At 67.8% G+C, this 26,189-nt stretch carries 17 protein-coding genes; 11 read left to right on the top strand and 6 right to left on the bottom strand.

Features of this window, described 5'->3' with window-relative positions; translation table 11 throughout:
• Positions 1-1,232: 1,232 nt before the first annotated feature.
• From creD to VFE83_RS05075, 3 genes are all read left to right on the top strand, one after another.
• Positions 1,233-2,573, top strand: coding sequence for a cell envelope integrity protein CreD (creD, locus tag VFE83_RS05085; RefSeq protein ID WP_324903800.1), 1,341 nt, complete (start codon positions 1,233-1,235; stop codon positions 2,571-2,573).
• Positions 2,574-2,656: 83 nt separating this feature from the next.
• Positions 2,657-3,286 carry a GNAT family N-acetyltransferase gene (locus tag VFE83_RS05080; RefSeq protein ID WP_324903799.1) on the top strand — a complete coding sequence of 210 codons (630 nt, stop codon included), beginning with the start codon at positions 2,657-2,659 and terminating at the stop codon, positions 3,284-3,286.
• Between the two features lie 26 nt (positions 3,287-3,312).
• Positions 3,313-4,197, top strand: coding sequence for a carbon-nitrogen hydrolase family protein (locus tag VFE83_RS05075; RefSeq protein ID WP_324903873.1), 885 nt, complete (start codon positions 3,313-3,315; stop codon positions 4,195-4,197).
• Positions 4,198-4,947: 750 nt separating this feature from the next.
• Here VFE83_RS05075 and VFE83_RS05070 read toward each other — a convergent pair.
• Together VFE83_RS05070 and VFE83_RS05065 are read right to left on the bottom strand one after the other, a co-directional pair.
• Positions 4,948-5,496, bottom strand: a complete 549-nt coding sequence (locus VFE83_RS05070; RefSeq protein WP_324903798.1) for a phosphatase PAP2 family protein — start codon at positions 5,494-5,496, stop codon at positions 4,948-4,950.
• Positions 5,493-6,665 (bottom strand): glycosyltransferase family 1 protein, encoded by a 1,173-nt coding sequence (locus VFE83_RS05065; RefSeq protein WP_324903797.1) that lies wholly within the window; start codon positions 6,663-6,665, stop codon positions 5,493-5,495. The genes VFE83_RS05070 and VFE83_RS05065 overlap by 4 nt, the downstream gene beginning before the upstream one ends.
• A 219-nt stretch (positions 6,666-6,884) precedes the next feature.
• On the opposite strand from VFE83_RS05065, the gene VFE83_RS05060 reads away from it, so the two are divergent.
• On the top strand, positions 6,885-8,432 hold the full coding sequence (locus tag VFE83_RS05060) for a glucan biosynthesis protein G (protein WP_324903796.1): 1,548 nt from the start codon (positions 6,885-6,887) through the stop codon (positions 8,430-8,432).
• Positions 8,433-8,455: 23 nt separating this feature from the next.
• Positions 8,456-10,354, top strand: coding sequence for a glucans biosynthesis glucosyltransferase MdoH (gene mdoH, locus VFE83_RS05055; protein ID WP_324903872.1), 1,899 nt, complete (start codon positions 8,456-8,458; stop codon positions 10,352-10,354).
• A gap of 57 nt (positions 10,355-10,411) precedes the next feature.
• Here mdoH and VFE83_RS05050 read toward each other — a convergent pair whose 3' ends face one another.
• The 3 genes from VFE83_RS05050 to VFE83_RS05040 form a co-directional block, all read right to left on the bottom strand.
• Positions 10,412-11,767: a Gfo/Idh/MocA family protein gene (locus VFE83_RS05050; protein ID WP_324903795.1), complete on the bottom strand. Its 1,356-nt coding sequence runs from the start codon at positions 11,765-11,767 to the stop codon at positions 10,412-10,414.
• 53 nt (positions 11,768-11,820) lie between these two features.
• Entirely contained in the window at positions 11,821-14,796 is a 2,976-nt protein-coding gene (locus VFE83_RS05045) for a TonB-dependent receptor plug domain-containing protein (RefSeq protein ID WP_324903794.1), read from the bottom strand.
• A 126-nt stretch (positions 14,797-14,922) separates the two neighbouring features.
• Positions 14,923-18,207, bottom strand: a complete 3,285-nt coding sequence (locus tag VFE83_RS05040) for a TIM-barrel domain-containing protein (RefSeq protein ID WP_414674693.1) — start codon at positions 18,205-18,207, stop codon at positions 14,923-14,925.
• A 385-nt stretch (positions 18,208-18,592) separates the two neighbouring features.
• Here VFE83_RS05040 and VFE83_RS05035 point away from each other — a divergent pair, with 385 nt between their 5' ends.
• The 6 genes from VFE83_RS05035 to VFE83_RS05010 are packed head-to-tail and all read left to right on the top strand — an operon-like array spanning position 18,593 to position 25,868.
• Entirely contained in the window at positions 18,593-19,750 is a 1,158-nt protein-coding gene (locus tag VFE83_RS05035) for an SIS domain-containing protein (RefSeq protein ID WP_324903792.1), read from the top strand.
• 6 nt (positions 19,751-19,756) lie between these two features.
• Positions 19,757-20,686: an ROK family protein gene (locus tag VFE83_RS05030; protein ID WP_324903791.1), complete on the top strand. Its 930-nt coding sequence runs from the start codon at positions 19,757-19,759 to the stop codon at positions 20,684-20,686.
• 21 nt (positions 20,687-20,707) lie between these two features.
• Entirely contained in the window at positions 20,708-22,063 is a 1,356-nt protein-coding gene (locus VFE83_RS05025; RefSeq protein WP_324903790.1) for a D-tagatose-bisphosphate aldolase, class II, non-catalytic subunit, read from the top strand.
• 34 nt (positions 22,064-22,097) lie between these two features.
• Positions 22,098-22,874, top strand: coding sequence for a DeoR family transcriptional regulator (locus VFE83_RS05020; RefSeq protein WP_324903789.1), 777 nt, complete (start codon positions 22,098-22,100; stop codon positions 22,872-22,874).
• Positions 22,871-24,007 carry an N-acetylglucosamine-6-phosphate deacetylase gene (locus VFE83_RS05015; protein ID WP_324903788.1) on the top strand — a complete coding sequence of 379 codons (1,137 nt, stop codon included), beginning with the start codon at positions 22,871-22,873 and terminating at the stop codon, positions 24,005-24,007. The genes VFE83_RS05020 and VFE83_RS05015 overlap by 4 nt, the downstream gene beginning before the upstream one ends.
• A 49-nt stretch (positions 24,008-24,056) precedes the next feature.
• Positions 24,057-25,868, top strand: a complete 1,812-nt coding sequence (locus tag VFE83_RS05010) for an MFS transporter (protein WP_324903787.1) — start codon at positions 24,057-24,059, stop codon at positions 25,866-25,868.
• A 51-nt stretch (positions 25,869-25,919) separates the two neighbouring features.
• Here the strand turns inward: VFE83_RS05010 and VFE83_RS05005 are convergent.
• Positions 25,920-26,189 (bottom strand): SecDF P1 head subdomain-containing protein (locus tag VFE83_RS05005; protein WP_414674692.1); only part of this gene is annotated, 270 nt, incomplete at its 5' end.

Raw genomic sequence — 26,189 nt, 5'->3', positions numbered from 1 at the left:
TCATTCCCGCGAATGCGAGCTCTGCTTTACTTCGGCGGCAGCCGAATATCCAGGGACTTTTCAAGCTTTCCGTCGTGCTCTGTGACGACGCATTTAGCTCGTCATCCCGGCGAATCCACTTGCCGTTGCCTTTGCTCGTCATCCCCGCGAAGGCGGGGATCCATGGACTTTTCACGCTTCACCGGTCGCCTGTGAGAACCGAAGAGCCAAAGCTTCCGTCTAAAGCCGGCCGGGTCACTTTTCTTTGCTGACCCAAAGTCCGACTGGATTCCCTTCGGTCAAACGTAACCCAAAGAAAGGGTCTTCCCCGACACAGCAATCCCACGGCCGGCAAGGGAGTCGGTGCCCCGCAAGTCGGCATCCATGCCTCCTTGCTCAGCGCCGCACATCCATGTGCGGCGCCCTCCGGGTCTAGAGATGTGATTGGCTGTTCAACAGCAACAGCAACAGCAACAGCAACAGCGACAGAGATATCGACAGAGGCAGCGAAAGAGACAGCGAAAGAGACAGCGAAGAGACAGCAATGACTAACGACAGCGTGGCTTGAGCTGTTGAACCTGCTGTTGCACTTGCTCATCCGGCGACTTGAGCGAGCCGAGCACCGGAGCCTTCCAAGGACACCGTGGTGCGTGTTCACGGGCATCGGGATACCTTCGGAAGGCGGAACGTCAGGCTCTCTGCCGTCATTCCCGCGAAGGCGGGAATCCATCGCGCAGGCGTATCACGTCTACCAGCAGCGGTTTCCGTGCGTCAACGTGTGCGCTTCATCCGAAGGCCGGGAGAAACCGCTAAAGCGTCGTTGCCAATTGCATCCGGGAAAGCGTAGAAAGTCCCTGGATTCCCGCTTTCGCGGGAATGACGAGCCTTGGGGCAGCCGTTTCATGCTTTCCCTTGAGGACAGATGGCGCCCGCGCTTTGGTCGTCATTCCCTTCGGTGGACAGCAGGTGCCGCGCATCCGCGTGAGCTCTTCATCTGCATCGTCATGACCAAGACTAAAAGCGCGATTGCAATCACATCAGGGAAAGCGCTAAGAGTCCCTGGATCCCCGCCTTCGGGGATGACGTATGTGGAAGCGGAAAGGTTGCGGCTTTGCGGCCATATAACCAGCAGCATCTCGTGCGAGCACTCCATGCCTCGGGGCGCGCCACTTCACCCTCGCTTCACCGTCCCGCCATCGTCCGCGCACGGACGGCGCCGATGCTGCGTCCAGTCCCATAGATGGAGCTGGACCATGCGGTTGTTCCTGAAGATCGGTTTCGTCATTGCAATGACGGTCGCTATCCTGATTCCCCTGTTGATGATCCGTGGCGTCATCCACGACCGGCAGCAGTACCGCGCGCAGGCGGTGGCCGACATCTCGCGCAGCTACGCCGGTGCGCAGGCGTTCGCGGGGCCGGTGCTGGTGGTGCCGTACACCGAGCGTGTGGAAGTGGAGGAAACCGACGCGCACAACGTGGTGCGCAAGGTCTGGCGCGACAAGACGCACTACTGGACGTTCTTCCCCACCGCGCTGGACGTGCGCGGGCCGATGCGGCCTTCCACGCGCAAGCGCGGACTGCACGAGGTGCGCGTGTACGAATGGCAGGGCCGGGCGCAGGCGCGCTTCGAGGCGAAGATCCCGGCCGACGGACCCGCCGACCGGCGCGTCGGCCAGCCGTGGCTCGCCTATGCCATCGCCGACGTGCGCGGCCTGCGTGCGGCGCCCCGGCTGCAGGTGAACGGTCGCGAGATGGCGCTGGAGGAAGGCCTGGGCAGTCGTGACGGCTCCGGACTGCATGTGCGCCTGGATGCGCCGTCGCCCGGTCAGTCGCTGGTCCTCGACACCGAACTCGACCTGCTGCTCGGCGGCACCGAGTCGCTGGCGCTGGTGCCGCTGGGCAAGAGCAACCGCTTCCATCTGGAATCGAGCTGGCTGCATCCGAGTTTCGGCGGCACCTCGCCGCGGCACGACGTGGGCGCGCGCGGCTTCCGTGCCGACTGGGAGATCGCGTCGGTGGCCAGCAACGCGCAGCAGCAGTTCATCGAAGGCGAGTCGCTGCCGCGCATGGCCGACGGCGTGGCGCAGATGGCCGGCATCGACGCGGTGGGCGTGTCGCTGATCGATCCGGTCAACATCTACACGCAGGCCGATCGCGCGACCAAGTACGGCCTGCTGTTCGTGCTGCTCACCTTCGTCGGCTTCTTCATCTTCGAGCTGATCAAGCAATTGCCGATCCACCCGATCCAGTACGGCCTGGTCGGCCTGGCACTGGCGATCTTCTTCCTGTTGCTCGTCAGCCTGAGCGAGCACTTCCCGTTCCTGTACGCGTACCTCGCGGCCAGCGCGGCGTGCATCGGCCTGCTGGGCTTCTACCTGAGCGCGGTGCTGCGCAGCGTCGGGCGCGGCCTGGGCTTCGCGGGCATGCTCGCCACGCTGTACGCGGCGCTGTACGGCCTGCTGGTGTCGGAGGACAACGCGCTGGTGCTGGGCGCTGGCCTGCTGTTCCTGGTGCTTGCGGTGATCATGGTGGTGACGCGCAAGGTCGACTGGTACCAGCTGGCCGGTCATCGCCCTGCGGCGCGTCTGGCTTGAGTGAATGCGGCCGCCGGAGCGATCCGGCGGCCGCTTGCGCACGTCGCGACCTCATCCGACCCGGGGCCACTACCATGTACGTCATGGACGTTCCTTCCGCCGAAACCACCCGCCCGCTCGACGTGCGCTGCTTCACCGGGGCCGCCATCGAACCCTGGCTCGACGACCTGGCCGCGCTGCGCATCGCCGTGTTCCGCGACTGGCCCTACCTGTACGACGGCGACGCGGAGTACGAAGCGCGTTACCTGGAGACGTATCTGCAGACGCCGCGCAGCATCGCGGTGCTGGCCTTCGACGATGGCCGCGTGGTCGGCGCATCCACTGGCCTGCCGCTGGCCGACGAGTCCGAGGCGTTCCTTGCGCCGTTCGCGGGGATCTCGATCGATCCGCAGGAAGTCTTCTACTGCGGCGAATCGGTGCTGCTTCCGCAGTATCGCGGCCGCGGCATCGGGCACCGGTTCTTCGACGAGCGCGAAGCGCATGCGCGCAGCTATGGCGAGTACGCGTGGACCGCATTCTGCGCGGTCGATCGCGATGATCGCCATCCACGCCGACCGGCCTTCCATCGCGGCAACGAGGCCTTCTGGCACAAGCGCGGCTACCGTCCGCGGCCCGAACTGCGCGCGCACCTGCCGTGGCGCGAAGTCGGCCAGCGCGGCGATGTCGACCACACCCTCACGTTCTGGCTGCGACCTCTGGAGCGCACCCGATGACTTCACAGATTGAATCCGCCGGCACATTGAAGGTGGCCGCGGCCAAGTATCCGATCGACGCGCCGGCCGATTTCGAGGCCTTCGCGCACAAGCAGGCGCATTGGCTGGACGAAGCGCATGCACTCGGCGCGCAGATGGCGGTGCTGCCGGAATATCTTTCGCTGGAGCTGGCAGCGACGTTCGATGTCGATGTGCGCGGCGACCTGCACGCCTCGCTGGCGGCGACGCAGCGTTACCACGGCGCATGGCTGGCCCTGTTCTCGCGCCTGGCGCGCGAGCGCGGCATGCACGTGGTGGCCGGTACCTTCCTGCTCGACAACAGGGGCGGCCGCTACCGCAACCGCAGTTACGTGTTCGCGCCCGACGGCAGCCACGTCTGGCAGGACAAGCTGCGCCTGACCGGTTTCGAGAAGGGCACCGGCGTGATCGAGTCAGGCGACGAACTGAAGGTGTTCGAGACCGGCGGCGTGCGCAGCGCGGTGTCGGTCTGCTACGACAGCGAGTTCCCGTTGCCCGTGCGTGCCCAGTGCGAGGCTGGCGCGCGATTGCTGGTCGTGCCCAGTTGCACCGACACCGAAGCCGGCGCCACCCGCGTGCGCGTGGGCTGCCTGGCACGCGCACTGGAGAACCGCTGCTTCGTCGCACAGTCGGTCACCGCGGGTGAGGCGCCGTGGAGTCCGGCGCTGGACGTCAACACCGGCGAGGCGGCGCTGATCGCGCCGATGGACGTGGGCCTGCCGCATGACGGCATGATCGTGCAGACCCGCGGCGACCAGCACTGGGCCGTCGCCACACTCGACTTCGCCGCGCTGGAAGCCAGCCGGGCACATGCGCAGGTGGCCAATGATCGCGATTGGGCGGCGCAGTATTTTCCGAGCGTGGCGAGGGCGAGGGTGGTGAGGGCGGCGTAGGTTTCACTGTGCGAGTCCGCTCACACTGACTTTTGCTCGTCATCCCGGCGAAAGCCGGGATCCATTTTGCTGTTGCTCTCGCTCGCCATCCCAGTGACGGTGGCCAGCGGTTTGCCCGTCATTCCCGCGAAAGCCGAAATCGATCTTGACGGCCTGTTTTGGCTTCCGAGGCGTCGAGGCGCTTAAGCCATGGACAGCAACCGCAACAGCGACAGCCGGGCCATGACTGTCGCTGTTGTCTTTGCTGCCGCTGCCCTTGAACAGCCCGCCACGTCCCAAGCCCCGGAGGGCAGCGCACAGGACGTGCGCTGCTGAGCGCGGAGGCAGGATGCCGACTCGCGAAAGGCACCTACTCCCTTTCCGGTCGTGGGATTGCTTCGTCGGGGAAGACCCTTTCTTTGGGTTACTTTTCTTTGGGTCAGCAAAGAAAAGTGACCCGGCCGGCTTTAGACGGACGGAAGCTTTGGCTGTTGTTTCTCATACGTAACCCGGCAAAGCGTGAAACGTCCTTGGATCCCCGCCTTCGCGGGGATGACGAGCGAAAAGCAACAGCTAAGTGGATCCCGGCCTTCGCCGAAAATGACGAAAAAGGCGCGCTCATCCGCGAGCCGACCATCCTTCGCCGGGTAAGGCCAAGGAGGTCTTGGCTGCGGCGCCTCGCAGTCGACGGACAACGCGCGAAGGGGCCTGATACCACTCATGACGAGGGATGACCATCGCCCTGGCGTTCAACGCCGCCGGTGTGCCCCCTCAGAACAACGACACCCCCGGCACCATCCACAGCGAGATCCCGGCAAGCGTTGTACCGATCGCCGTGGCCGCCAGCACATCGCTCGGATAGTGCAGCCCCAGCACCACGCGCGAGGCGGCGACGCTGGCCGTGAAGGGGATCAGCAGCCAGGCCAGTACGGGGTAGTGCGCCATCGCTACCAGGCTGAAGGCCACGGCGTGCAGGGTGTGGCCGGAGGGGAAGGAGAACTCGTCCAGGGGGGCGACCCAGGCGTGGATGCGCTGGTCGGACGCGAACGGGCGGGGGCGGCGGGTCCAGCGCTTGAGCAGCTTGTACAGCGTCAGCGCGATCACGCCGGTGGCCGCCAGGTGCGCGGAGGCGGCCAGCCCGTCCATGCCGTCCAGCGCGATCAGCGCGCCCATCAGCACGTACCAGAACACGCCGTCGCCCAGGCGGCTCACCACCGCGAAGTACGAGCGCGAGCGGCCGCGTTCGCCCCAACGGTTGACGCGCAGGCACCAGCCGGAGTCTCCGGCGATCAGTCGTTTCTGCAGGGAATGACGGTTCATGACGCCTCCCGTTCGGGTGTGCTCGATTCGATCAGGGCCGCTTCGCCGCGGCGGGCTCGCACAAGTTGCTGCAGCAGCGCGTCGAAATCGGCGGCCACCTGTTCCGGACGCAGGCCGGCCACCGCCTGCCGCGTCGCCATGCGCATCGCACTGCGGCTGAGGTCGTCGCCCGCGATGCGCGCGCAGGCGTCGACGAACGCCGCTTCGTCGCCGGCGGCGACCGCGGCGCCGTGGATGCCGTCGCGCAGGTACTCGCGCGCGGCGCCGTAATCGAAGGCGACAGTGGGCACGCCGCTCGACAGCGCTTCCAGCGTGACGTTGCCGAAGGTCTCGCTGAGGCTGGGGAACACGAACAGGTCGCCACTGGCGAAATGGCGCGCCAGTTCTTCGCCGCGCTGCATGCCGCAGAAGACGAAGCCGGGGTTTTCCTGCTGCAGCCGCGCACGCGCCGGGCCGTCGCCGACCCAGACGAAGCGCGCCTGCGGCCGCACCTGCTGCAGGGCGCGGAATGCGCGCACTGCCAGGTCGAGGTTCTTCTCGGCCGCGATGCGTCCCACGTAGATCGCCACCAGCGTCTGGTCGTCCGCGCCCCACTGCGTGCGCAGCGCGGCGTCGCGCCGCTGCGGATCGAAAAGGGCCGTGTCGACCGCGCGGGGCAGGCGGACCACGTTGTCGAAGCCCTGGGCCTGCAAGAACTCCATCAGCTCGCGCGTCGGCACCAGCGTCGCGTCGGCGCCGTTGTGGAAGCGGCGCATCCAGCCCAGCGCGATCGGGGTGAGAAAGCCCACGCCGTAGTCGCGCATGTATTCGTCGAAGCGCGTGTGGAAGCCGGTGGCTACCGCTATGCCGAGCCGGCGCGCGGCGCGCAGCGCGGACCAGCCCAGCGGACCCTCGGTCGCCACGTAGACGGCATCCGGGCGCGCCCGTTGCCACAGCCGCTGCAGAGCGCGGGTCGCCGGCAGGCCCAGTCTCAGTCCCGGGTAGCGGGGCAGCGGTGCGCCGCGCACGAGGTGCTCGTGCGGCTGGCCCGCGCCGTCATCATCCTGGCGCGGCCGGATGAGGCCGACCTCGTGGCCGCGTGCCCGAAGACCCTGTTCCAGGCCCTGCACGGTGAGGGCGACGCCGTTGATCTCGGGCGGATAGGTTTCGCTGACGATCGCGTAGCGCATGCACGGTTCCCGTGTTTGGGAAAGCCTGATGCACAGCGGTGAAACGTCGATGGCAGGCGCATGACGCGCGAATGACGCGGATCGCCGGGCGTGTGACTGAAAACGGTTACTCCGCTCTCCGGCCGTGAAGGATGCGTGTCATGAGGCCGGTGTCGCGGCCGCGTTAACGAATCCGTCCATAGAATGTCGCGTTTGCCGATCTGGCCCAAAGGAGTTTGCGTGCATCGACGGGAAGTGTTGCTGGCAGGTATGTCCTGGCCGTTGTTGTCGTTGCTGGGAAGCGGAAGTGCGCGGGCGTGGGCCCCGGCGGGCGGCTCCTCCGCCTTCGATGCGGAAACGGTTCCCAACCTCGCGAAGGCGCTGGCGTCGCGCGCCTACCAGCCGCAGGACAAGAAGCTGCCGGCCTCGCTGGAACGCATCGGCTACGACCAGTACCGCGGCATCCGCTTCAATCCCGAGCAGGCCCTGTGGCGCAAGGACGGCCTGCCGTTCCAGGCGCAGTTCTTCCATCGCGGCTTCTTCTTCCGCGACCGGGTGGACATGCACGAGGTGGCCGGCGGCAAGGCGACGCCCATCGTATACCGGCCCTCGCAGTTCACCTTCCAGGGCACGACTGCGCCCAGGGAGAACGACCTGGGCTTCGCGGGCTTCCGCCTGCATGCGCCAATCAACCGCCCGGAGTATTTCGACGAGGTGGTCGCCTTCCTCGGCGCCAGCTACTTCCGCGCAGTCGCCAAGGGACTGGCTTACGGCCTGTCGGCGCGCGGGCTGGCGCTGGGCACGGGCGGTCCGTCGGAAGAGTTCCCGGTGTTCCGCAGCTTCTGGCTGGAGCGCCCGGAGCGCGGAGCCAACCGCGTCACCGTGCACGCGCTGATGGACAGCCCCAGCGTCGCCGGCGCGTACCGGTTCGTGATCGCGCCGGGCGCCGAAACGCTGATCGACGTGTCGGCACGTCTATATCCGCGCGTGGCGCTGGATGCGGTGGGCATCGCACCGCTCACCAGCATGTTCCAGTTCGACACCAACGACCGCGTCGGCATCGACGACTATCGCAGCGCGGTGCACGACTCCGACGGCCTGGCGCTGGTCAACGGCCGCGGCGAGCAGATCTGGCGTCCGCTGCAGAATCCGTCGGTGATCCAGGAGAGCGGTTTCGAGGACGTGAACCCGCGCGGTTTCGGCCTGATGCAGCGCAAGCGCGCGTTCTCCGACTATGGCGACAGCGAGGCGCATTACGAGCGCCGCCCGAGCCTGTGGATCGAGCCGCAAGGCGAATGGGGCACCGGCGCGGTGCATCTGCTGGAACTGCCGACCGCGGACGAGTTCCACGACAACATCGTCGCGTTCTGGCGGCCCAAGCAGCCGCTCGCCGCGGGCGCCGAGCATCGTTTCGAATACCGCATGCACTGGTGCCAGACGCACTCGTGGCAACCGCAACTGGCGATCACCACGCGCACGCGCATCGGCGGCATCGCCATCGCGGGCGGCGGCACGGGCGGACGCGACGAGCGCGGCCGGCTGATCGTGATCGACTTCGCCGGCGGGCGCCTGGACGGACTGGGCGACGGCGCGCGCGTGCGCGCCGACGTGTCGGCATCGAAGGGCAAGGTGTCCAACGTCATCGCCCACCCGAACTCGGGCGCCGGCGGCTGGCGCCTGACCTTCGAACTGCAACCGGGCAGCGAGCGCAGCATCGAACTGCGCGCGGTACTCGGCGATGAGCGCGGTCCGCTCACCGAGACCTGGCTGTACCGGTGGACGCTGTGACCGGCGTCAGCACGCCTCCCGTGATGGAGGCCGGCAACGGCGCGATGCAGGCACGTCCGTGGCTGCCGGACGAGGCACCGTTGACCATGCCGGTGCAGACGCTGCGCGAGGGCGGGTTGAAGAACCCGCGGCTGCCGACCACGCCGCGTGCGATGGCGATGCGCCGTCTGGCGGTGATAGGCGGTGCGGCGCTGCTGACCTTCGTCGCGACCTACCAGATCTGGTGGGTGATGCGCGGCGGCGGCACCGACCTTCTGGAAGGCCTGCTGCTGGTGCTGTTCGTGGCCCTGTTCGCGTGGATCGCGCAGGCGTTCGTCAGCGCACTGGCAGGCTTCGTGCTGATCATCGGCCGGCATCGCGCGCGGCTGGGCGTGGACAAGGGGCCGTTGCCGACGCTGGGCACGCGCACGGCGCTGCTGATGCCCACCTACAACGAGGACCCCGAGCGCCTGCTCGCAGGCCTGCAGGCGATCTACGAATCGGTGCGAGCCACCGGGCAACTGGCGCAGTTCGATTTCTTCGTGCTCAGCGACACCACGCGGCCGAACATCCGGGCCGACGAGGAGCGTGCGTTCATCGCGCTGCGCGAGCGGCTGGGCGACGACGGGCATCTGTTCTACCGGTTGCGTGCGGACAACCGCGAACGCAAGGCCGGGAACATCGCCGAATGGGTGCGCCGCTTCGGCGGTGCGTACCCGCAGATGCTGATCCTGGACGCCGACAGCCTGATGACCGGCGAGACCATCGTGCGCCTGGCCGATGCGATGGAACGCCATCCGGATGTCGCGCTGATCCAGACGCTGCCGATGATCGTCAACGGCAACACGCTGTTCGCGCGCATGCAGCAGTTCGCCGGCCGCGTGTACGGGCCGGTGATCGCGCACGGCATTGCGTGGTGGCATGGCGCGGAGAGCAACTACTGGGGCCACAACGCCATCATCCGCACGCGCGCCTTCGCCGAGCAGGCGGGCCTGCCGGAGTTGCGCGGACCCAAGCCGTTCCGCGGCACCGTGCTGAGCCATGACTTCGTCGAGGCCGCGCTGCTGCGCCGCGGCGGCTGGGCGCTGCACATGGTGCCCAACCTCGGCGGCAGCTACGAGGAAGGTCCGCCGTCGCTCACCGACATGCTCATCCGCGATCGTCGCTGGTGCCAGGGCAACCTGCAGCACAGCGCCGTGCTGCCGGCCAGGGGCCTGCACTGGGTGAGCCGCTGGCACCTGATGATGGGCATCGGCCATTACTTCACTTCGCCCATGTGGGCGATGCTGATGCTGGTGGGCCTGGCGATCCCGCTCTACAAGGCCGGCCTGGGCTGGGAAAGCCTGACGCTGCCCGGGTTCTCGCCCGCGGCGTACTGGCGCGAGCAGGATCCGGAGCGCTTCATCTGGGTGTTCTTCCTGACCATGTCGGTGCTGCTGGCGCCGAAGTTCATGGGCTTCCTGACGCTGCTGTTCGACCGCGAGACGCGCCGCGGCTGCGGCGGCATCATCCGCGCGTTCGCGAGCATGGTGCTGGAGACATTGCTGGCCGCGTTGATGGCGCCCATCACCATGTACGTGCAGTCGCGCGGCGTGGCCGAGGTGCTGGCCGGCAAGGACTCGGGTTGGGATGCGCAACGCCGCGACGACGGCAGCCTGCCGCTGTCGAGCCTGGTCCGCAGTTACGGCGGCGTCACCGTGCTCGGCGTGATCGCTGGCGTCATGGCGTACCTGGTATCGCCCTCGCTGGCCGCATGGATGGCGCCGGTGATCCTGGGCCTGCTGCTGTCGATCCCGATCGTTGCGTTCACTTCGGCACGCGAGCCCGGACAGTGGTTGCGCCGGATGAAAATCTTCTCGATACCGGAAGAGCACACACCGCCGAAGGTGCTGGTGCGCGCGGCGGAGTTGCGCGCCCGGGTGCTGGCGCAGCAGAACGGGTAGGGCGCCCCACCGTGACGCAGTGCCGTCCGCACGAGGTGGACAGCACTGCAATGCCGGTCAGTACTTCGCGTCGAACGCGAAGATCGGCTTGCGCGACTTCCACAGTCCCCTGGTGAAGTCGGGGAACTCCAGCGTCCTGAAGCCTTCGGCGATCGACTGTTCGGACAGGGGCGTGATGGCGCTCCACGCGACAGCGTCGTAGATGTCGATCGGCATCGGCGCCTGCGCCTTCAGCGCTTCGACGAAGGCGTGTATGACGAAGTAATCCATGCCGCCGTGTCCGGCACCCGCGGCGTCCTGCGCGTACTTGCGCCACAGCGGATGGTCGAACTCGTCCTGGTAGGCCTGGAACGGCTCCCACTTGTGCGCCGGACTGCGGCCTTCGATGTGGATGGACTGGTTGAGATCCATCCACAGGCCGCGCGTGCCCTGCACGCGGAAGCCCAGCGAGTACGGCCGCGGCAGCGAGGTGTCATGCTGCAGGATGATCGTCTCGCCGTTCTCGCAGGCCAGCGTGGTGGTGACGATGTCGCCCAGCTTGAACTTCACCTGCGTGCTGGGATGCGTCGTGCCGCCGCTCTTGGCCACGACGTATTCGTGCAGGCCACGTGCCTTGCTGGCGAAACTGTTGAGGTGGGTGAAGCGGTTGCCGCGGTTGATGCCGGTGTACATCGCGCACGGGCCGATGCCGTGGCTCGGGTACAGTTCGCCGTTGCGATCGATGGAATGCTGCGTGCGCCAGCGCGCCTCCGACCAGGCCTTCGGGCCGAATTCCACGCCGCTGCCGTAGGGGTCGTCCGGATTGCCGGAGTTGAACTTCACCGCACGCAGGTCGTGCTGATAGCCACCCTGCAGGTGCACCAGTTCGCCGAACAGGCCGGCACGCACCATCTGCAATGCGGCCATCACGTCGCGCCGGTAGCAGACGTTCTCGAGCAGCATGTAGGGCGTGCCGGTACGCAACTGCGTTTCCAGCACGTTCCAGTGGTCCTGCAGGGTGATGCCGGCGACCACTTCGCAGCCGACCGGCACCTTGGCCTGCATCGCATCGATCGCCATCGGTGCGTGCCATTCCCACGGCGTGGCGATGATCACGCCGTCCAGTCCGCGCTGCTGCAGCAGTCGGCGATACGCATGCACGTCCCCATCGGCGCCGTAGGCCTTGGGCGCGGGCTTATCGGCCTTGGCGGCCATGTCCATCGCGCGGCCCAGCATGACCGGCTCGATGTCGCACAGCGCCACCACTTCCACGTCGTCGCGGCGCAGCAGTTCGCGCAGCAGCACCTGGCCGCGCATGCCGGTGCCGATCATGCCCAGGCGCACGCGGCGCCGGGCCGCCCACGCCGGCGTGGACGGCAGCAGGCTGGTGGCGCCCAGTGCCGCAGCGGTGACGATGAAGTCTCTGCGATTCATGTAGCTGTTACCTCTTGGAGAGCGCACCGGCGCGTGGCCGGTGCGATGAACGATCAGAACCGGTAGCCGACGGTGACACTGTAGACGCGGCCATAGATGCTGGCGTAGTCGCTGGAATCGCCGAGGAAGCTGTTGGGGTCGTAGAACGGCAGGCGGTTGAACAGGTTCTTCACCGTGAAGCCGACATTGAGTTTGTCGCTTGCCTGCCACGCGACGCCGAGATTGGCGGTCCACCACGACGGCACGCCGTCGCACTGCGGCTCCGGCACCGGCAGGTAGCCGGCGGTGCAGGTCTGCGGGTTGTTGTCTTCGGCATCGATGCGGTCCCACGCCCACTTGGTGGGGCCGACGTAGTTGACGAAGAAGCTGGTGGTCACCTGCCGGTAGGTCCAGTCGGCGTTGAACGTGGCGCGCAGGCGCGGGTTGCCGTAGTAGCCCACCGTATTGCCGTAGTACCAGCGCAGTTCGTCGTCGCTGTAGAGCTCGTTGCGGCGCGCGATGGTCGCGGCGACGCCGACGTTCAGCGTGCCCCATTCGGCCAGGGGGAAGCGGCCGCGCGCGTCGATATCGAAGCCATCGACCAGGGTGCGGCCGCGGTTCTGGTACTGCCCGACCACGCTGGACACGTTGCCCACGCTGTAGCCGGGCAGCGGAGCCGGGCAGGCCACGCCGCTGGCGGGGTCCGCGCACATCGAGGCCAGCTGCGCCTGCGCGGCGCGGTCCGCGTCGGTGATCGGAGAACGGGTCATCGACAGGATGTCCTCGTCCCGGCTGTAGTCCGGCGCGGCGATCTCGTTGCGACGGTAGATGAACCAGTAGTCCGCCGACAGCGACAGCCACGAGGTCGGCTCGATCATGAAACCCAGCGTGGCGATCTTGGCCTTTTCCGGCTTCAGGTCCGGGTTGGGCTGGGTCATGCGCGCGACGGTGCGGCTGCAGTCGCTGTTCAACAGCGAGTTGCCCAGGTCCACGTCGCCAGGACGGCTGGACTGCAGCAGCAGGTTGGCGATCGCATTGGTCTCATCGCAGCGCACCTCGTCGCGGTAACCGCCAAGCTGGGCGTACACGCCACCGCTGCCGGACTCGGCCAGGCTCGGCGCGCGGAAGCCTTCCGAATAGGTGCCGCGCAGCATCAGCTCCGGCAATGCCTGGTACTTCAGGCCGATCTTCGGCGCCAGGTTGGCATTGAAGTTCGGATACTTGTCCAGGCGCAACGCCGCGTCGAGCTCCAGCTTCTCGGTCAGCGGCGCCACTGTCTCCGCGAACAGCGCATAGGTATTGCGCGCGCCGTCGAACCAGGAGCCGCCCTGCTGGGTGATCTGGCCGTTCGCCGCGTCCTCGTTGCCGGGCGTGTAGAAGGTCTCGCGGCTGACGTTGAAACCGAACGCCGCGCGCATCTCGCCGGCAGGCAAGTCGAACAGCGGACCTTCGATCTTGCCGTCCAGGGTGTGCAACCGCGTCCAGGACTGGATGTCGAAGGTCGGATATGCCGCGCGCAGCAGTGCGGCATTGGCCTCGCTGATCTCGCCGAACTTGTACGCCGGATGATCGGAGATGATGACCCGCCCGGTCGTCGGCTCGATGGTGTAGGGACCGAATGCCTTCTCGAAGCCGTCGAGATTGACGTTGACGGTCTGGTAGGTCACCGAATGGGCGCCGGCGGTGGCCAACGCGGTCTCCCAGTTCCAGTCATTGGCGAACGTGCCGCGCAGGCCGGCGACGGCGCGGTAGCTCTGGTCGGTGTTGCGCTGGCCGAAATAGTTGTCGCCGACGTCCTGCAGCAGGTACTGCAGGCCGACCACGCCACCCATCAGCTCCTTCAGTTCGGGGCTGGCGTGGTTGTACTCGTTGTTCGGACCGAGGAACGGATAGCGGAACTGGTTCACCGTGTCGCCGGTGTTGCGCGAGAACCAGCTGGTGGGGTTGCCGGTGGTGGTGTTGAAAGCCCGTGGCGTGCCGCCGTTGGCGCGCAGGTCGATGTCGGTGTAGGTCGCCTCGGCGAACGCCTCGGTGCTATCGCCGATCAGGAAGTGCGCGTTGACGTAGCCGGTCTTGCGATCGGACCTGGCGCCGCCGTCGATCTCGTTGTTCATCCAGGTTTCCCAGATGCAACGCGGGCCCGCGGCCTCGGTGGTCAGCACGTTGTTGCAACCCGGCGCCGCCTCCTGCACGCGGGCGCCGGTGACCGGGTCGAATGCGAAGTAGCTGCCCGGGTTGAACTGGCCGGGTTTGCTGCCGGTGCCCAGGCGCAGGTTGGGCAGGTAGTTCGGGTTGTTGATGTAGTACTGGTTCGGCTTCTTGTCGTAGACGTCGGCCAGCGGGATCGGGTCGCGCCGGTAGAGATTGAAGGCGGCGTAGACGTTGTAGCGGTCCTCGTCCAGGTTACCGAAGCCGAACGACAGGCTGGCCTGCTGTTCGCCGTAGGAATCGATGCGCGAGGAACGGTCGGCGGTGACGTTGACCTCCGCACCCTCGAACGAGCGCTTGGTGATCACGTTGATCACGCCGGCGACCGCGTCGGTGCCGTACACCGCGGACGCGCCGTCGGTCAGCACCTCCATGCGTTCGATCGCCGCGGCCGGGATCGCGTCGATGTTCACGAACTGGGTCTGGAACCCTTCCGGTGCGCCGTAATACGACAGGCGGCGGCCGTTCAACAGCACCAGCGTGCCCTGTGCGCCCAGGCCACGCAGGTTGGCCTGCGAGGCGCCGTCGGAACCGGTGAACAGCGAGCGCGAGTCCTGCTGCGCGGGTCGTGCCGCCGGCAGATTGTCGAGCACCTGCAACAGGGTGCGCGCGCCCATGTTCTCGATGTCCTGGCGGCTGATGACCTGCAACGGCGAAGCAGTCTCGATGTCGCTGCGCCGGATGTTGGAGCCGGTGACCTCGACGCGGTCGAGGTTGGTCGTGTCTTCCTCGGGCGGTGCTGCCTCCTGCGCGACGACCGGGCCGGCCGCAAGCGCAGCGGCGAGCGCGACGGACAACGTGGTGACTGGCAGGCGGGTACGACGGTGGCGTGCTGGCGACATCTCTCTCTCCTCGGTTCGGTCTGCAGCGAAGCGCGCTGCGATGTGGTTGGGCTTGCGTGAGGCAAAAGCGGTCCCGTGCCGCGGCCGTGGCCGCAGTCGGGAGGTCGAGGGGGATGGGGAAGCTGGCTAGGGCTGGGCGATGGTGGCGGTATCGCCCTCCTGTCCGATCAGGACCGCGTTGGCCCAGTTGCCGCAGACCCGTGCCGGCTGCGCGCCCTGTGCACCGAGCGTGCGCAGGCTGAGGCGGTGCAGGCCGCGGATGTCGAGTTCGGGTTTGACCACGCCCGGTGCGCGTACCAGACCGCTGTCGTACAGCAGGCGGTCGTCGCCCCAGACCTGGAACTGCATGCCGCCTGCGTCGCGGCAACGGTCGTCGATGCCCAGGTCGGCGCGCAGCAGTCGCCAGCCGCCCTGCAGCTGCACGTCGATGCGGCTGGTGGGGCCGACGCCGAGGCCACGACGGAAGTGCAGGCCGTTCATGCGCATCGCGCTTTCGCCGCCGAAGGCGCGGTCGCGTGCGATGGCGGTGGTGGAGTCGCCGAGCAGTTCGGACAGGTAGCGTTGCTGCGCGGGGCGCTCTGGCGTCTGGTGCTCCAGCACGTGGAAGGTCGACAGCGTGATCGGTCCCACGTCGCGCGGACGCAGTGCATCGACAGCGCGAGCCTCGCTGCCGCTCGCCGCGGTCACCATCGGGTCGTTGCCGCCGGCACCGTCGCCGTCGGGGTTCTGCACGCTCAGCACGCGGAAGCGCAGCAGGCGTCCGGCCTGTGGCGGGAACTCGATGCGCTGCGTGCCTTCCTGCAGGACAAGGCGGCCACGCTTGACCGGCTCACCCCATTCGCCGTTGCTGTCGGCCAGGTAGATCTCATAGTCGCGGACCTGGCCGTGCTTCCAGTGCTGATCGTTGCGTGGTGCCAGTTCGATGCCGTCGATGAGGCGTCGTTCGGCGAATCCCACCGTCCATTCGTGCGCGCCCGTGCGCACCGCCTGGTTGCGCACGGTGCGGAACCACGTGGCCGGGTCGTCGTCGAACGCGTTTTCGAGTGCGTGGCCGGATTCCTCGGCCGGGCGGTTCACCACCAGCAATGCGTCGGGCGGAAGCGCGCGACCAAGTTCGGGCGCCGCCGGGCAGGCATCGTCGGCGACGTCGGCCGCCGTCGGGATGGCCAGGCGGAAGTCGAGCGCGCGGCGGATGTCGGTCGGCACGGTGCGCACGTGCAGGGTGCCGCGGCGTTCGTTCGCGTCGAAGAACCAGCCCTCCGGCGATGCTTCGAATGCCGCGCGATCCGCATGCGAGGGCAGGGCGCGTCCGTCGAGCTCCACCGCCTGCGGACTCCGCCGCGTCAGCACGCGCAGCGCATGGCGGCGTTGCGGCAGCTGGCCTGCGTACTGGCCCTTCACCGCGTCGATGCGCACGCGCACTTCGCCACTGCCGGACACGGGCGCCTGCACGCGCACGGACTGCTCGCTGAACTCGCCCCGCGAGTGGCGGCGCGTATTGCCGTCGTCCTCGTACAGCGTGTACTGCGATTCGCCCTGCGGATACAGGTCGAAGGTGACTTCGTCGAGCGGCTTCTCACCGTCGTACAGCATCGCCGGATACATCGGCACGATCGCGCCGGCACGCACGAACACCGGCAGCGTGGCGAGGTCGACCTGGCGGTCGAGGTCGCGGCCCTGCGCACCGGCGGTCAGCTGGCGGCCATCCCAATAGTCGAACCAGCGGCCGGGCGGCAGGTGGATGTCGCGGCGCCAGCCGCGGCTCGCGGCCTGGCTGCGGTACACCGGCGCGATGAGCAGGTCGCGGCCCAGCAGGAACTGGTACTTGTGCGTCTCGCCGGCGGCCTGCGGATCTTGCGGGTAATCCCACATCAGTCCGCGCACGATGGGCGTGCCATGGTCTGCCGCGTCGCGCGCCAGGCCGTACATGTACGGCGTCAGGCGCATCTTCAGCTTGAGATAGTCGCGGTTGATGCCGCGATAGGGCTCATCGAACGCCCACGGATGCTTGCGTGAATTCGCCGACCAGCCGGACATGCCCATCAGCACCGGGGTGAAGCTCTTCCACTGCAGGTCGCGGGTGAAGGTTTCGGCGCTGCCGCCGAAGATCGCGTCGACGTCGCCGGTGGCGTACGCCATGCCCGACAGCCCCGAGCCGATCAGCGTCGGGACGTGCCAGCGGATGTAGTCCCAGCTCGCGCTCTGGTCGCCCGTCCACGCCACCGCGTAGCGCTGGATGCCCGCCCAGCCCATCACCGTCCACAGGAACGGGCGCGAATCGGAGTTCTTCAGGATGCCGTCAAACGCGGACCGGTTCGCGTCCATCGCGAACTGGTAACCCTTGCCGGTCCAGGCCACGTCGAGTTTCTGCACGCGGCTGCCGGCCTTGCCGACCTCCCACGCGATCTTGTCGACGCCGTCCTCGGTCCACAGGCCGGTCTTGAACCCGTACTTCGCCAGGCCCTGCACCACCTTGGGCAGGTCCTTGTAGCCGCAGCCGTAGCCGTCGTTGGGCAGGATCCAGCCGCCGGGCATGTCGTGCTCGCGGTATTGCTTCGCGACGCTTTCGACCACGTCGGGCGTGGTGCCGGTGGGCCCGTCGCTCCAGCCTTCCGGCACGGTGCCGGGCTTCTTCGCGTTGTCGCCGTCGTTGTAGCAGTCGGCGTCGCCGTAGGAGAGCGCCCAGCGCGGCAGCAGGCCGGCGCGACCCGTCAGTGCGGTGTAGCGGTCCAGCAACGGCGCCAGGCCGTCGCCGACGAAGTAGTACGCGTCGAAGCGGTCCTCGCGATGCAGCAGCGTGCTCGACTCGGCTTCGCGCAGGTCGTAGGTGCCGTCACTCCAGGTGTTGCGCAACATGCCCCAGCCGCGTGACGACAGCAGCATCGGCGCCGGGCTTGGACGGTCGCCTTCCTCCCAGCCGCCGGAGTAGGAGATCTCCAACTCGCGGCCCTTGAACTCGAAGCGTCCGTTCTGCTGGCCGCCGCCGTAGAAGTGCTCGTCCGCGGTGCTCGACAGCACCTGCACGCTCTGGTCCTTCGCCAGGTCGAGCGGTTGCAGTTCATGCCACAGCGGCACGGGTTTCCCGGCGTCCAGCCGTTCGAGCGAAAGGCGCAGGGGCTGGCGCTGGATGTGCAGCACCATCGCATCGGTACGGATGCGCACCTCGGTGGCGTCCTGCTCGAAAGTGTGCGGCACGGCGGCAGCCGGTTGTGGCAGCACGATCGGCGCGGCCTTGTCGCCCGGCGGCAGCAGTTTCCCGTTGCGGCCGGCCTGCACGCGCATGACGTCGGCGCCCAGCAGTTCCACCCGCAGGCGCGTACCGTTGTCGGTGGCGATATCCCACGCGGCTGCCCGGTCCTGGCCGGCGGCGGCAGGCGCAATGCTGCGGACGTTGCCCACCGGCTCGGCCATGGCAGTCGAGGACGCCAGCAGCAAGGCCGTCGTCGCGAGGAACAACACGTTGCGCCGTGCGCGGGTTTCCACCTTGCCCCCATCCCGCTTGGCGGGAATCGAAACCAGTGCGGCCGACTCTAGGTCACCGGTTCGAAAGGTGTCAACAAATTGAAAGAAAAAACCAAGTATTTTCGCTGAAAACGAAAGATTGTGCAAAGCACAACTTACCAAGCGGGCCCGCATCACGCATTCCCGTCCGAGCGCGTGTTGCAGCGCGGCATCGATCAAGCTCGAACCATTGAACACTGATCCGGCTCGACTGAATCAATCTTTCTTTTTACTTTCGTTATTTGACTTTTCGAAAGAAAGCGCGGATCGTGCACCCGCTCAAACGGAACGACGAATGGACGCCAATCTCCTTCCCGACCTGTCTGCCTGGCATCGCATCGGCGGTGGTCATACGGCCGAGGAAATCGCCCAGCAGCCCCGGTTGTGGGACGCGCTGGCGGACCTGCTGGTGCAGGAATCGGAACGCATCGACCGCTTCCTCGGCGATTGGCTCGGGCAGCCCGGAAACCGGCTGATCCTTACCGGCGCCGGCAGTTCCGGCTTCATTGCCGAAATGGTGGCCGACCAGATCAATGCGCAGTGGCCGGCCGAGGTTCGCGCCCTGCACACCACCAGCCTGCTGACGCACCCCGCGCTGTACCTGACGCCCGAGCGGCCGACGCTGCTGGTCTCGTTCGGGCGCAGCGGCTCAAGCCCGGAAAGCGTGGCGGCGGTGGAGCTGGTCCGCGAGCGCGTCGCGCACGCGCGCTTCCTGGACATCACCTGCAACGGCGAAGGCGAACTGGCGCGTCGCGGCCGCGGGCGCGAGGACACGTTCACGCTGCTGATGCCGCCGGCCAGCTGCGACAAGGCGTTCGCGATGACCAGCAGCCTGAGCTGCATGATGCTCGCCGCGCTGTCCGTCTTCGATCGCGGGCCGTGGCCGCAACGCGCCGAGCGCCTGCACACGCTCGCCGCGCACGGCCGCGAGGCGCTTGCACAGTGGGAAACGCCCACCAGCACGCTGGCGGAAGGCGACTTCGCGCGCGTGATCTACCTGGGCAGCGGGCCGCTGGAAGCGCTGGCTCGCGAGGCGTCGCTGAAGCTGCTGGAACTCACGGCCGGTCGGGTGCTGGCCCTGGCGAACACGCCGCTGGGCTTCCGCCATGGTCCGAAGTCCACGCTCGATGCGACCACGTTGGTGGTGCTGCTGCGCAGCGCCGATCCGCTGGCGCGCCGCTACGAACAGGACCTGCTGGACGAACTGCGCCGCGACGGCATTGCCGGCCGCGTGCTGTCGGTCGGTCCGGAAGGCGACGGCGCACAACCGGGCGATTTCGTCCTCGCCACGCCGACGCTGCCGGACTCATGGCTGGCGCCGCTGTGGCTGACGATGGCGCAGCGGTATGCATTGCGTCGCTCGGCCGCACTCGGCCTGACGCCGGACAACCCGTTCCCCGACGGTACGGTCAACCGTGTCGTGCAGGGCGTGACGATCCACCATCACGGCTGAGCCGTCATGACGCGCACGTACTACGGCCTCGACATCGGCGGCACCAAGATCGAACTGGTCGCGTGCGGCGATTCGCTGGAGGTCGGGTACCGGCGTCGCGTCACCACGCCGACGCAGGATTACGCCGAGTTCCTCGACACCGTCGATGCGCTGGTGCGCTCGGCGGACGAGGAACTGGACGCGACCTGCGATGCCGTGGGCGTCGGCCTGCCGGGCGTGGTCGATCGCGCCACCGGCCAGCAACTCAGCTCCAACGTGCCGGCGCTGACCGGTCGCCAGGTCGGCCAGGATCTGCAGGCACGCCTGCAGCGTCCGCTGCACCTGGGCAACGACCTGCAGTGCTTCGCGCTGTCCGAAGCGCACGGTGGCGCTGCGGAAGGCTACGCGAGCATGTTCGGCGCCATCCTCGGCACCGGTGCCGGCGGCGGCTATTGCATCGAAGGTCGCCTGATCGCCGGCTATAACGGCATTGCCGGAGAGTGGGGCCACTGGGGCGTGCCCGCGTCGTTGCTGGCGAAGTACGAACTCCCGCTGCTGGACTGTGCCTGCGGTCTGCGCGGCTGCCTGGAGCGTTATGTGTCCGGCAGCGGACTGGCGATGATCCACCGGCATCTTGGTGGCGGAGCGCTGGAGGCCAGCGCCGTCGTCGATCGCGTGCGGCACGACGATTCCACCGCGCTGCGCGCGCTCGAAGTGCACCGCGACCTGCTCGGCCACGCTTTCGCCAGCCTGGTGATGGCGCTCGATCCCCACGTGATCGTGCTCGGCGGCGGACTTTCAAAGTTCGAGCCGCTTTACCGTGATCTGCCCGATGCGATCGCCGCGCATCTGTTCAAGGGGATGCGCGTCCCGCCCATCCTGCCGCCGAAGTTCGGCGATGCCGGCGGCGCGCGCGGTGCGGCGTTGCTGGCGCGCCAGCACGGCACGGCACCCTGACACTTACCGGAGATACACCGCATGTCCGCCGTCCAATCGCTGATCGCCGCCCATCGACGGGGCGAGAACGTCGGCCTGTACAGCGTGTGCTGCAGCAACGAGCACGTGCTGCGCGCGGCGATGCAGGTTGCGCTGGAGTACGACACGGTGCTGCTCATCGAGGCGACGTCGAACCAGGTCGACCAGTTCGGCGGTTACACCGGCATGAACCCGGTGCAGTTCCGCGACTACGTGCGGGCGCTTGCGCAGGACGAGGCGTTTCCCGTCGAACGCCTCATCCTCGGCGGCGATCACCTCGGGCCCAATGCCTGGCAGAAGCGGCCCGCCGACGAGGCGATGGCGAACGCGCGCGTGTTGATCGAGGCCTACGTCGCTGCGGGATTCCACAAGATCCACCTGGACTGCAGCATGTCGTGCGCGGATGATCCCACGCCGCTCCCGGACGAAACGGTGGCTGCGCGCTCGGCCGACCTGGCGCGCATCGCCGAGCGCACGGCGGCCGCGCATGGACTGCCGCCGCCGGTTTACGTGATCGGCACCGAGGTGCCCGTGCCGGGCGGCGAGGCATCGCTCGCGGGTGGCCTGCAGGTGACGCGTCCCGAAGCCGCCGCGCATACGCTGGAGATCCATCGCCACGCCTTCGACGTGCCGGAACTGGCCGGTGCCTGGGAGCGTGTCATCGCGATGGTCGTGCAGCCGGGCGTGGACTTCGACCACAGCGATGTGCATCACTACGAACCGCAGGCCGCGGCGGCGCTGTCGGATTTCCTGGAGCGGCAACCGCGCATCGTGTTCGAGGCGCATTCCACCGACTACCAGACCGAAGCCTCGCTGCATGCGCTGGTGCGCGACCACTTCGCCATCCTCAAGGTCGGTCCGGCGGCGACGTTCGCCTTCCGCGAAGCGCTGTTCGCACTGACTCAAATCGAACGCGAGCTTCTGCCCGCCGACGAGTGCTCACGCCTGCCCGAGGTGCTGGAGCGCTGTATGGTCGAGGAGCCCCGGCACTGGCGTAACCACTACCAGGGCGACGATCACCAGTTGCGCCTGCTGCGCGCCTATGCCCTCAGCGACCGCTGCCGCTACTACTGGGGCGAACCGGAACTGGCTGCGGCCGTCGAACGGCTCATCGCCAACCTCCAGCCGCATGCATCGTCCGCCATCCTGCGGCTGCTGCTGAGGCAGTACATGCCGGAACAACACCGTGCGGTCGAAGCCGGCCGCCTCGCCGCCGAACCCGGCGCGCTGATCAGGCACCGCATCGCCGCCTGCCTGGGCGAATACGCGCGAGCCTGCGCACGCAATCGCTTCGATCCCCGCACGGGCGCATCCGTGCAGAACGAAACTTCCGCCGCCGCGGCGCTTTCGGACCGGTAAGCTTCGGCTTCCGTTTCCCGCCCGAGAACCCACCATGCGCAATACCCGCCAGCGCCGGCAACAGATCACCCAGATGCTGGTCGAGCAGGGCAGCGTGCAGGTGTCCGATCTGGTCGAGCGGTTCGGCGTGTCGTCGGTGACGATCCGCGCAGACCTCACGCATATCGAGTCGCAGGGGCTGGCCACGCGCACGCACGGCGGCGCCACGCTGGTGCGCACGCCGCCGCAGGAGCAGGACATCCACCAGAAGGATGCGCTGAACCTGCCGTTGAAGGAATCGATCGGCGCCTACGCCGCGCGACTGGTGAAACCCGGCGACAACATCATCATCGACTCGGGCTCCACGACGATGACGCTGGCGCGGCACCTGCGCGAGCACAGCGACGTCACCGTCATGACCAACGGCCTCAACGTCGCCTGGGAACTGGCCAACGCGCCCGGCGTGGAGCTGTTGCTCACCGGCGGCCTGCTGCACAAGCAGTCGCTGTCGCTGCATGGCAGCCAGGCCGAAGCAAGCCTGGGCAGCTACAGCTTCGACACGCTGTTCCTCGGCGTGGACGGGCTGGACCTGCAGTTCGGCCTCACCACGCACCAGGAGGCCGAGGCCAGCCTCAACCACCGCATGGTCGAGCGCGCGCGGCGCGTGGTCGTGCTGACGGATGCGTCCAAGTTCGGACGCGTCAGCCTGCACCGCATCGCCCGCCTGGACCAGATCCACGCCATCATCACCGACGAAGGCATCAGCAGCGATTACCGCGAGGGACTGCAGCGGCTGGGCATCGAAGTGATCATCGCCGAGCCACCGCCTTGACCGGACCACGCACGCTGCAGGGGCGCATCCTCACCGCAACCGGATGGGTGCGCGGGGAAATCACGTTCGACCAGCGCGTGCGGGACATCCGCGCGACGCACGAAGCGCCGGGTAGCGACGAACCGCCTCACGATGAACCGCCCGGCGACGAACCGCTGATCCTCCCGGGCTTCATCGACCTGCATGTGCACGGCGCCAGCGGTGTGGACCTGATGGAAGGCGGCGACGCCATCGGCACCATCGCGCGCACCCACGCGCGCTACGGCACGACGGCGCTGCTGGGCACCACGATGACCGCGGACGAGGCCGACATCGTGCGCGCGTTGTGCGGTGTTGCCACGGCGATCGACGCGCGCGGAGCGGGCATGGCGCGGGTGCTCGGCGTCCACCTCGAAGGTCCATACATCAGCATCGAGCGCCTCGGCGCGCAGCCGCCGCTGGTGGTGGAAGCCACGCTGGCGCAGGTCGAACGCCTGCATGCGCTGGCGCCCATCCGCGTGCTGACACTGGCGCCGGAGATCGGCGCGCACACGCAGCTGATCCCGCAGCTGGCCGCGATGGGCATCCGCGTGCAACTGGGCCACAGCGCAGGCACCTACGAAGATGGCGTGGCCGCACTGCGCGCCGGCGCGTCGGGCTTCACGCACCTGTTCAACGGCATGACCGGCGTGGACCACTACCACCCCGGCATCGCCACCGCCGCGCTCGCGCACGGCGAATACGCGGAGCTGATCCCCGACCTGCAGCACGTGCACCCCGGCGCGATCCGCACGGCACTGCGCGCGATTCCAAAGTTGTACTGCGTAACCGACGCGACCGCGGCCACCGGCATGCCCGACGGCGAGTACGCGTTGGGTTCGCAGCGCGTGCACAAGTGCCTGGGCTGCGTGCGGCTGGGCACCGGTTCGCTGGCAGGCAGCGCCCTGACGATGGACCAGGCGCTGCGCAACCTCGTTTCGCTCGGCCTCGACCTGGCCGATGCGTCGAACCGGCTGTCGCGCTATCCGGCCGACTATCTCGGCCTGCACGACCGCGGCCGCCTGCAGGCGACGGCCTGGGCGGACATCGTGGTGCTGGATCCGCAGCTGCAGGTACGGCAGGTCTTCGTCGAAGGCGAAGCGATCGAACTCTGACGACGCAGCCGCGTCTTTACCAGCCGCGTCTTTACATGGGAACCGCACGATGAACGACGTCACCGCCGCTCTGCCGTTGCGCGCGCGCACCACCGAACCGTCGTGGCAGGTGCGCTACCTGCTCTTCATCGCCGGCATGGGCGGCCTGCTCTACGGCATCGACATCGGCATCATCGCCGGCGCGCTGCCGTACCTGGAGGCCACGGCGACGGCCAGTTGGAACCTCACCAGCCAGCAGCTGGGCTTCATCGTCGCCGCGGTGCTGCTGGGCAGCGTGCTGTCGTCGCTGTTCGCCGGCGCCGTCGCCGACCTCATCGGGCGACGCGGCGCGATGGTGCTCAGTGGCGTGCTGTTCACCGCCAGCATCCCCGTCATGGCACTGGCTTCGGGCTATCTGCCGCTGCTGCTGGGGCGCCTGCTGCAGGGCATCAGCGGCGGGCTCATCGGCGTCGTCGTCCCGCTGTACCTGGCCGAAGTGCTGAGTCCGGAACGCCGTGGTCGCGGCGCGGCGATGTTCCAGCTGCTGCTCACCGTCGGCCTGGTGCTGGCGGCGGTGATCGGGCTGTATCAGGCGCACTCCGTGGATGCGGCGGCTGCCGCGGTGCAATCGCTCGGTGCGGACGAACAACGTCGCGTCCTGTTCGAAGTGAAAGATCACGCGTGGCGCACGATCTTCTGGAGCTGCCTGCTGCCGGGCGTCGTGTTCACCGCCGGCGCGATGCTGCTGAGCGAATCGCCGCGCTGGCTGGCGCGGCGCGGCCGCATCGAGCAGGCGCGCGCGGCGCTGCAGCGCACCGTGCCGGCGTCGGAAGTCGAGCCCACCCTGCAGCAGATGCGCGCAACCGACAACGCCACGGCCGATGCGCCCACGGCCGGGCGCGACCGCCTGCTCAGCCGGCGCTACGTTTGGCCGTTCCTGCTGGCCTGCGTGATCCTCGCGTGCACGCAGGCCACCGGCATCAACTCGGTGCTGGCGTATGCGGTCAACATCCTCAACCAGGCCGGCCTGTCCGGTGCCGCGGCCAACTGGGCCGACGTCGGCATCAAGCTGCTCAACGCGGTGATGACGGTCGTCGCGCTGGTGCTGGTCGATCGGAAGGGCCGCAAGTTCCTGCTGATGCTTGGCAGCGGCGGCATCACCGTGGCACTGCTGGCCGCGGGCCTGCTGTTCCTCCAGGCCGAACGCGGCCGCACGGACGTGCGTGAACAACTGCAGCGACATGTGTCGGCAGAGGCACTGCAGCTGCGGCTCGACGCATCGCAATGGCAGGCGCTGGCTGGTGGCGCGGACGCGCGGCCGCAGCAACTGACGGTGTCGTACTCGTATGGCGGCTTCAGCAATGTGCGATCGCTGCGCAGCGACGCGCCGGTAGAGGAGATGCTCACGATCCGCCGCGAGGACAGCGTGCAGCCCGACAGCGTCATCGGGTCGTTCTTCCGTCGCATGCACCTGAACCCGTTCGCCGACCCCGCGACCGCAGCGCACGCACCACTGCAGATCGAACGCGCCAGCATCGGGCCGGTGCCGCCGCCTGCGCATGGCTGGGCCGTGGCCGCCTGCATCCTGGTGTTCGTGGCGTTCTTCGCCGTCGGCCCCGGCGTCTGCGTGTGGCTGGCACTGTCGGAACTGATGCCGAACCGCATCCGTTCCAACGGCATGAGCATCGCGCTGCTGATCAACCAGTTCGTGTCCACCACCATCGCCGCCATCTTCCTGCCCACCGTGGGCCACTACGGCTATGCGAGCATGTTCGTGTTCTGGGCGGCGTGTACCTTCGTGTTCTTCCTGGTGGCCGCATTCTGGCTGCCGGAGACCAAGGGCAAGTCGCTGGAAGAGATCGAGGCGCGGTTCGCCCGGTAGCGGTCGACCTTGGTCGACCACCCCGCGCGCCGCGGGTTCATGGCGCGTCCGTCAGTCGCCAGTGATGTGCTTCGCCAGCTCCTGCGCCTCGGCAACGCTGGGCAGCCCGCTCAGCATCATCGATTCGCCGAACGGCCCCTGCACCGTCGCCACCATCAGCACACGGCCATCCACGCTGATCGCTGCCCGCTGGCCCACCAGTGCTGCAGTGTAATCGTGGATGCGCTGGTGCGCTTCGGGCCGGTAGCGGATCTGCAGGCCGGGCTGCTTGGCATCGTCCAGTACGTAGCGCACATCAGCAATGTCCGCACTGCCGGCAAT

The sequence above is a fragment of the Lysobacter sp. genome, assembly GCF_035655815.1.
Lineage (GTDB): Bacteria > Pseudomonadota > Gammaproteobacteria > Xanthomonadales > Xanthomonadaceae > Lysobacter_J.
Note: the sequence above shows the minus strand (reverse complement) of the source record. Positions and strands in the feature narration are given on the sequence as shown.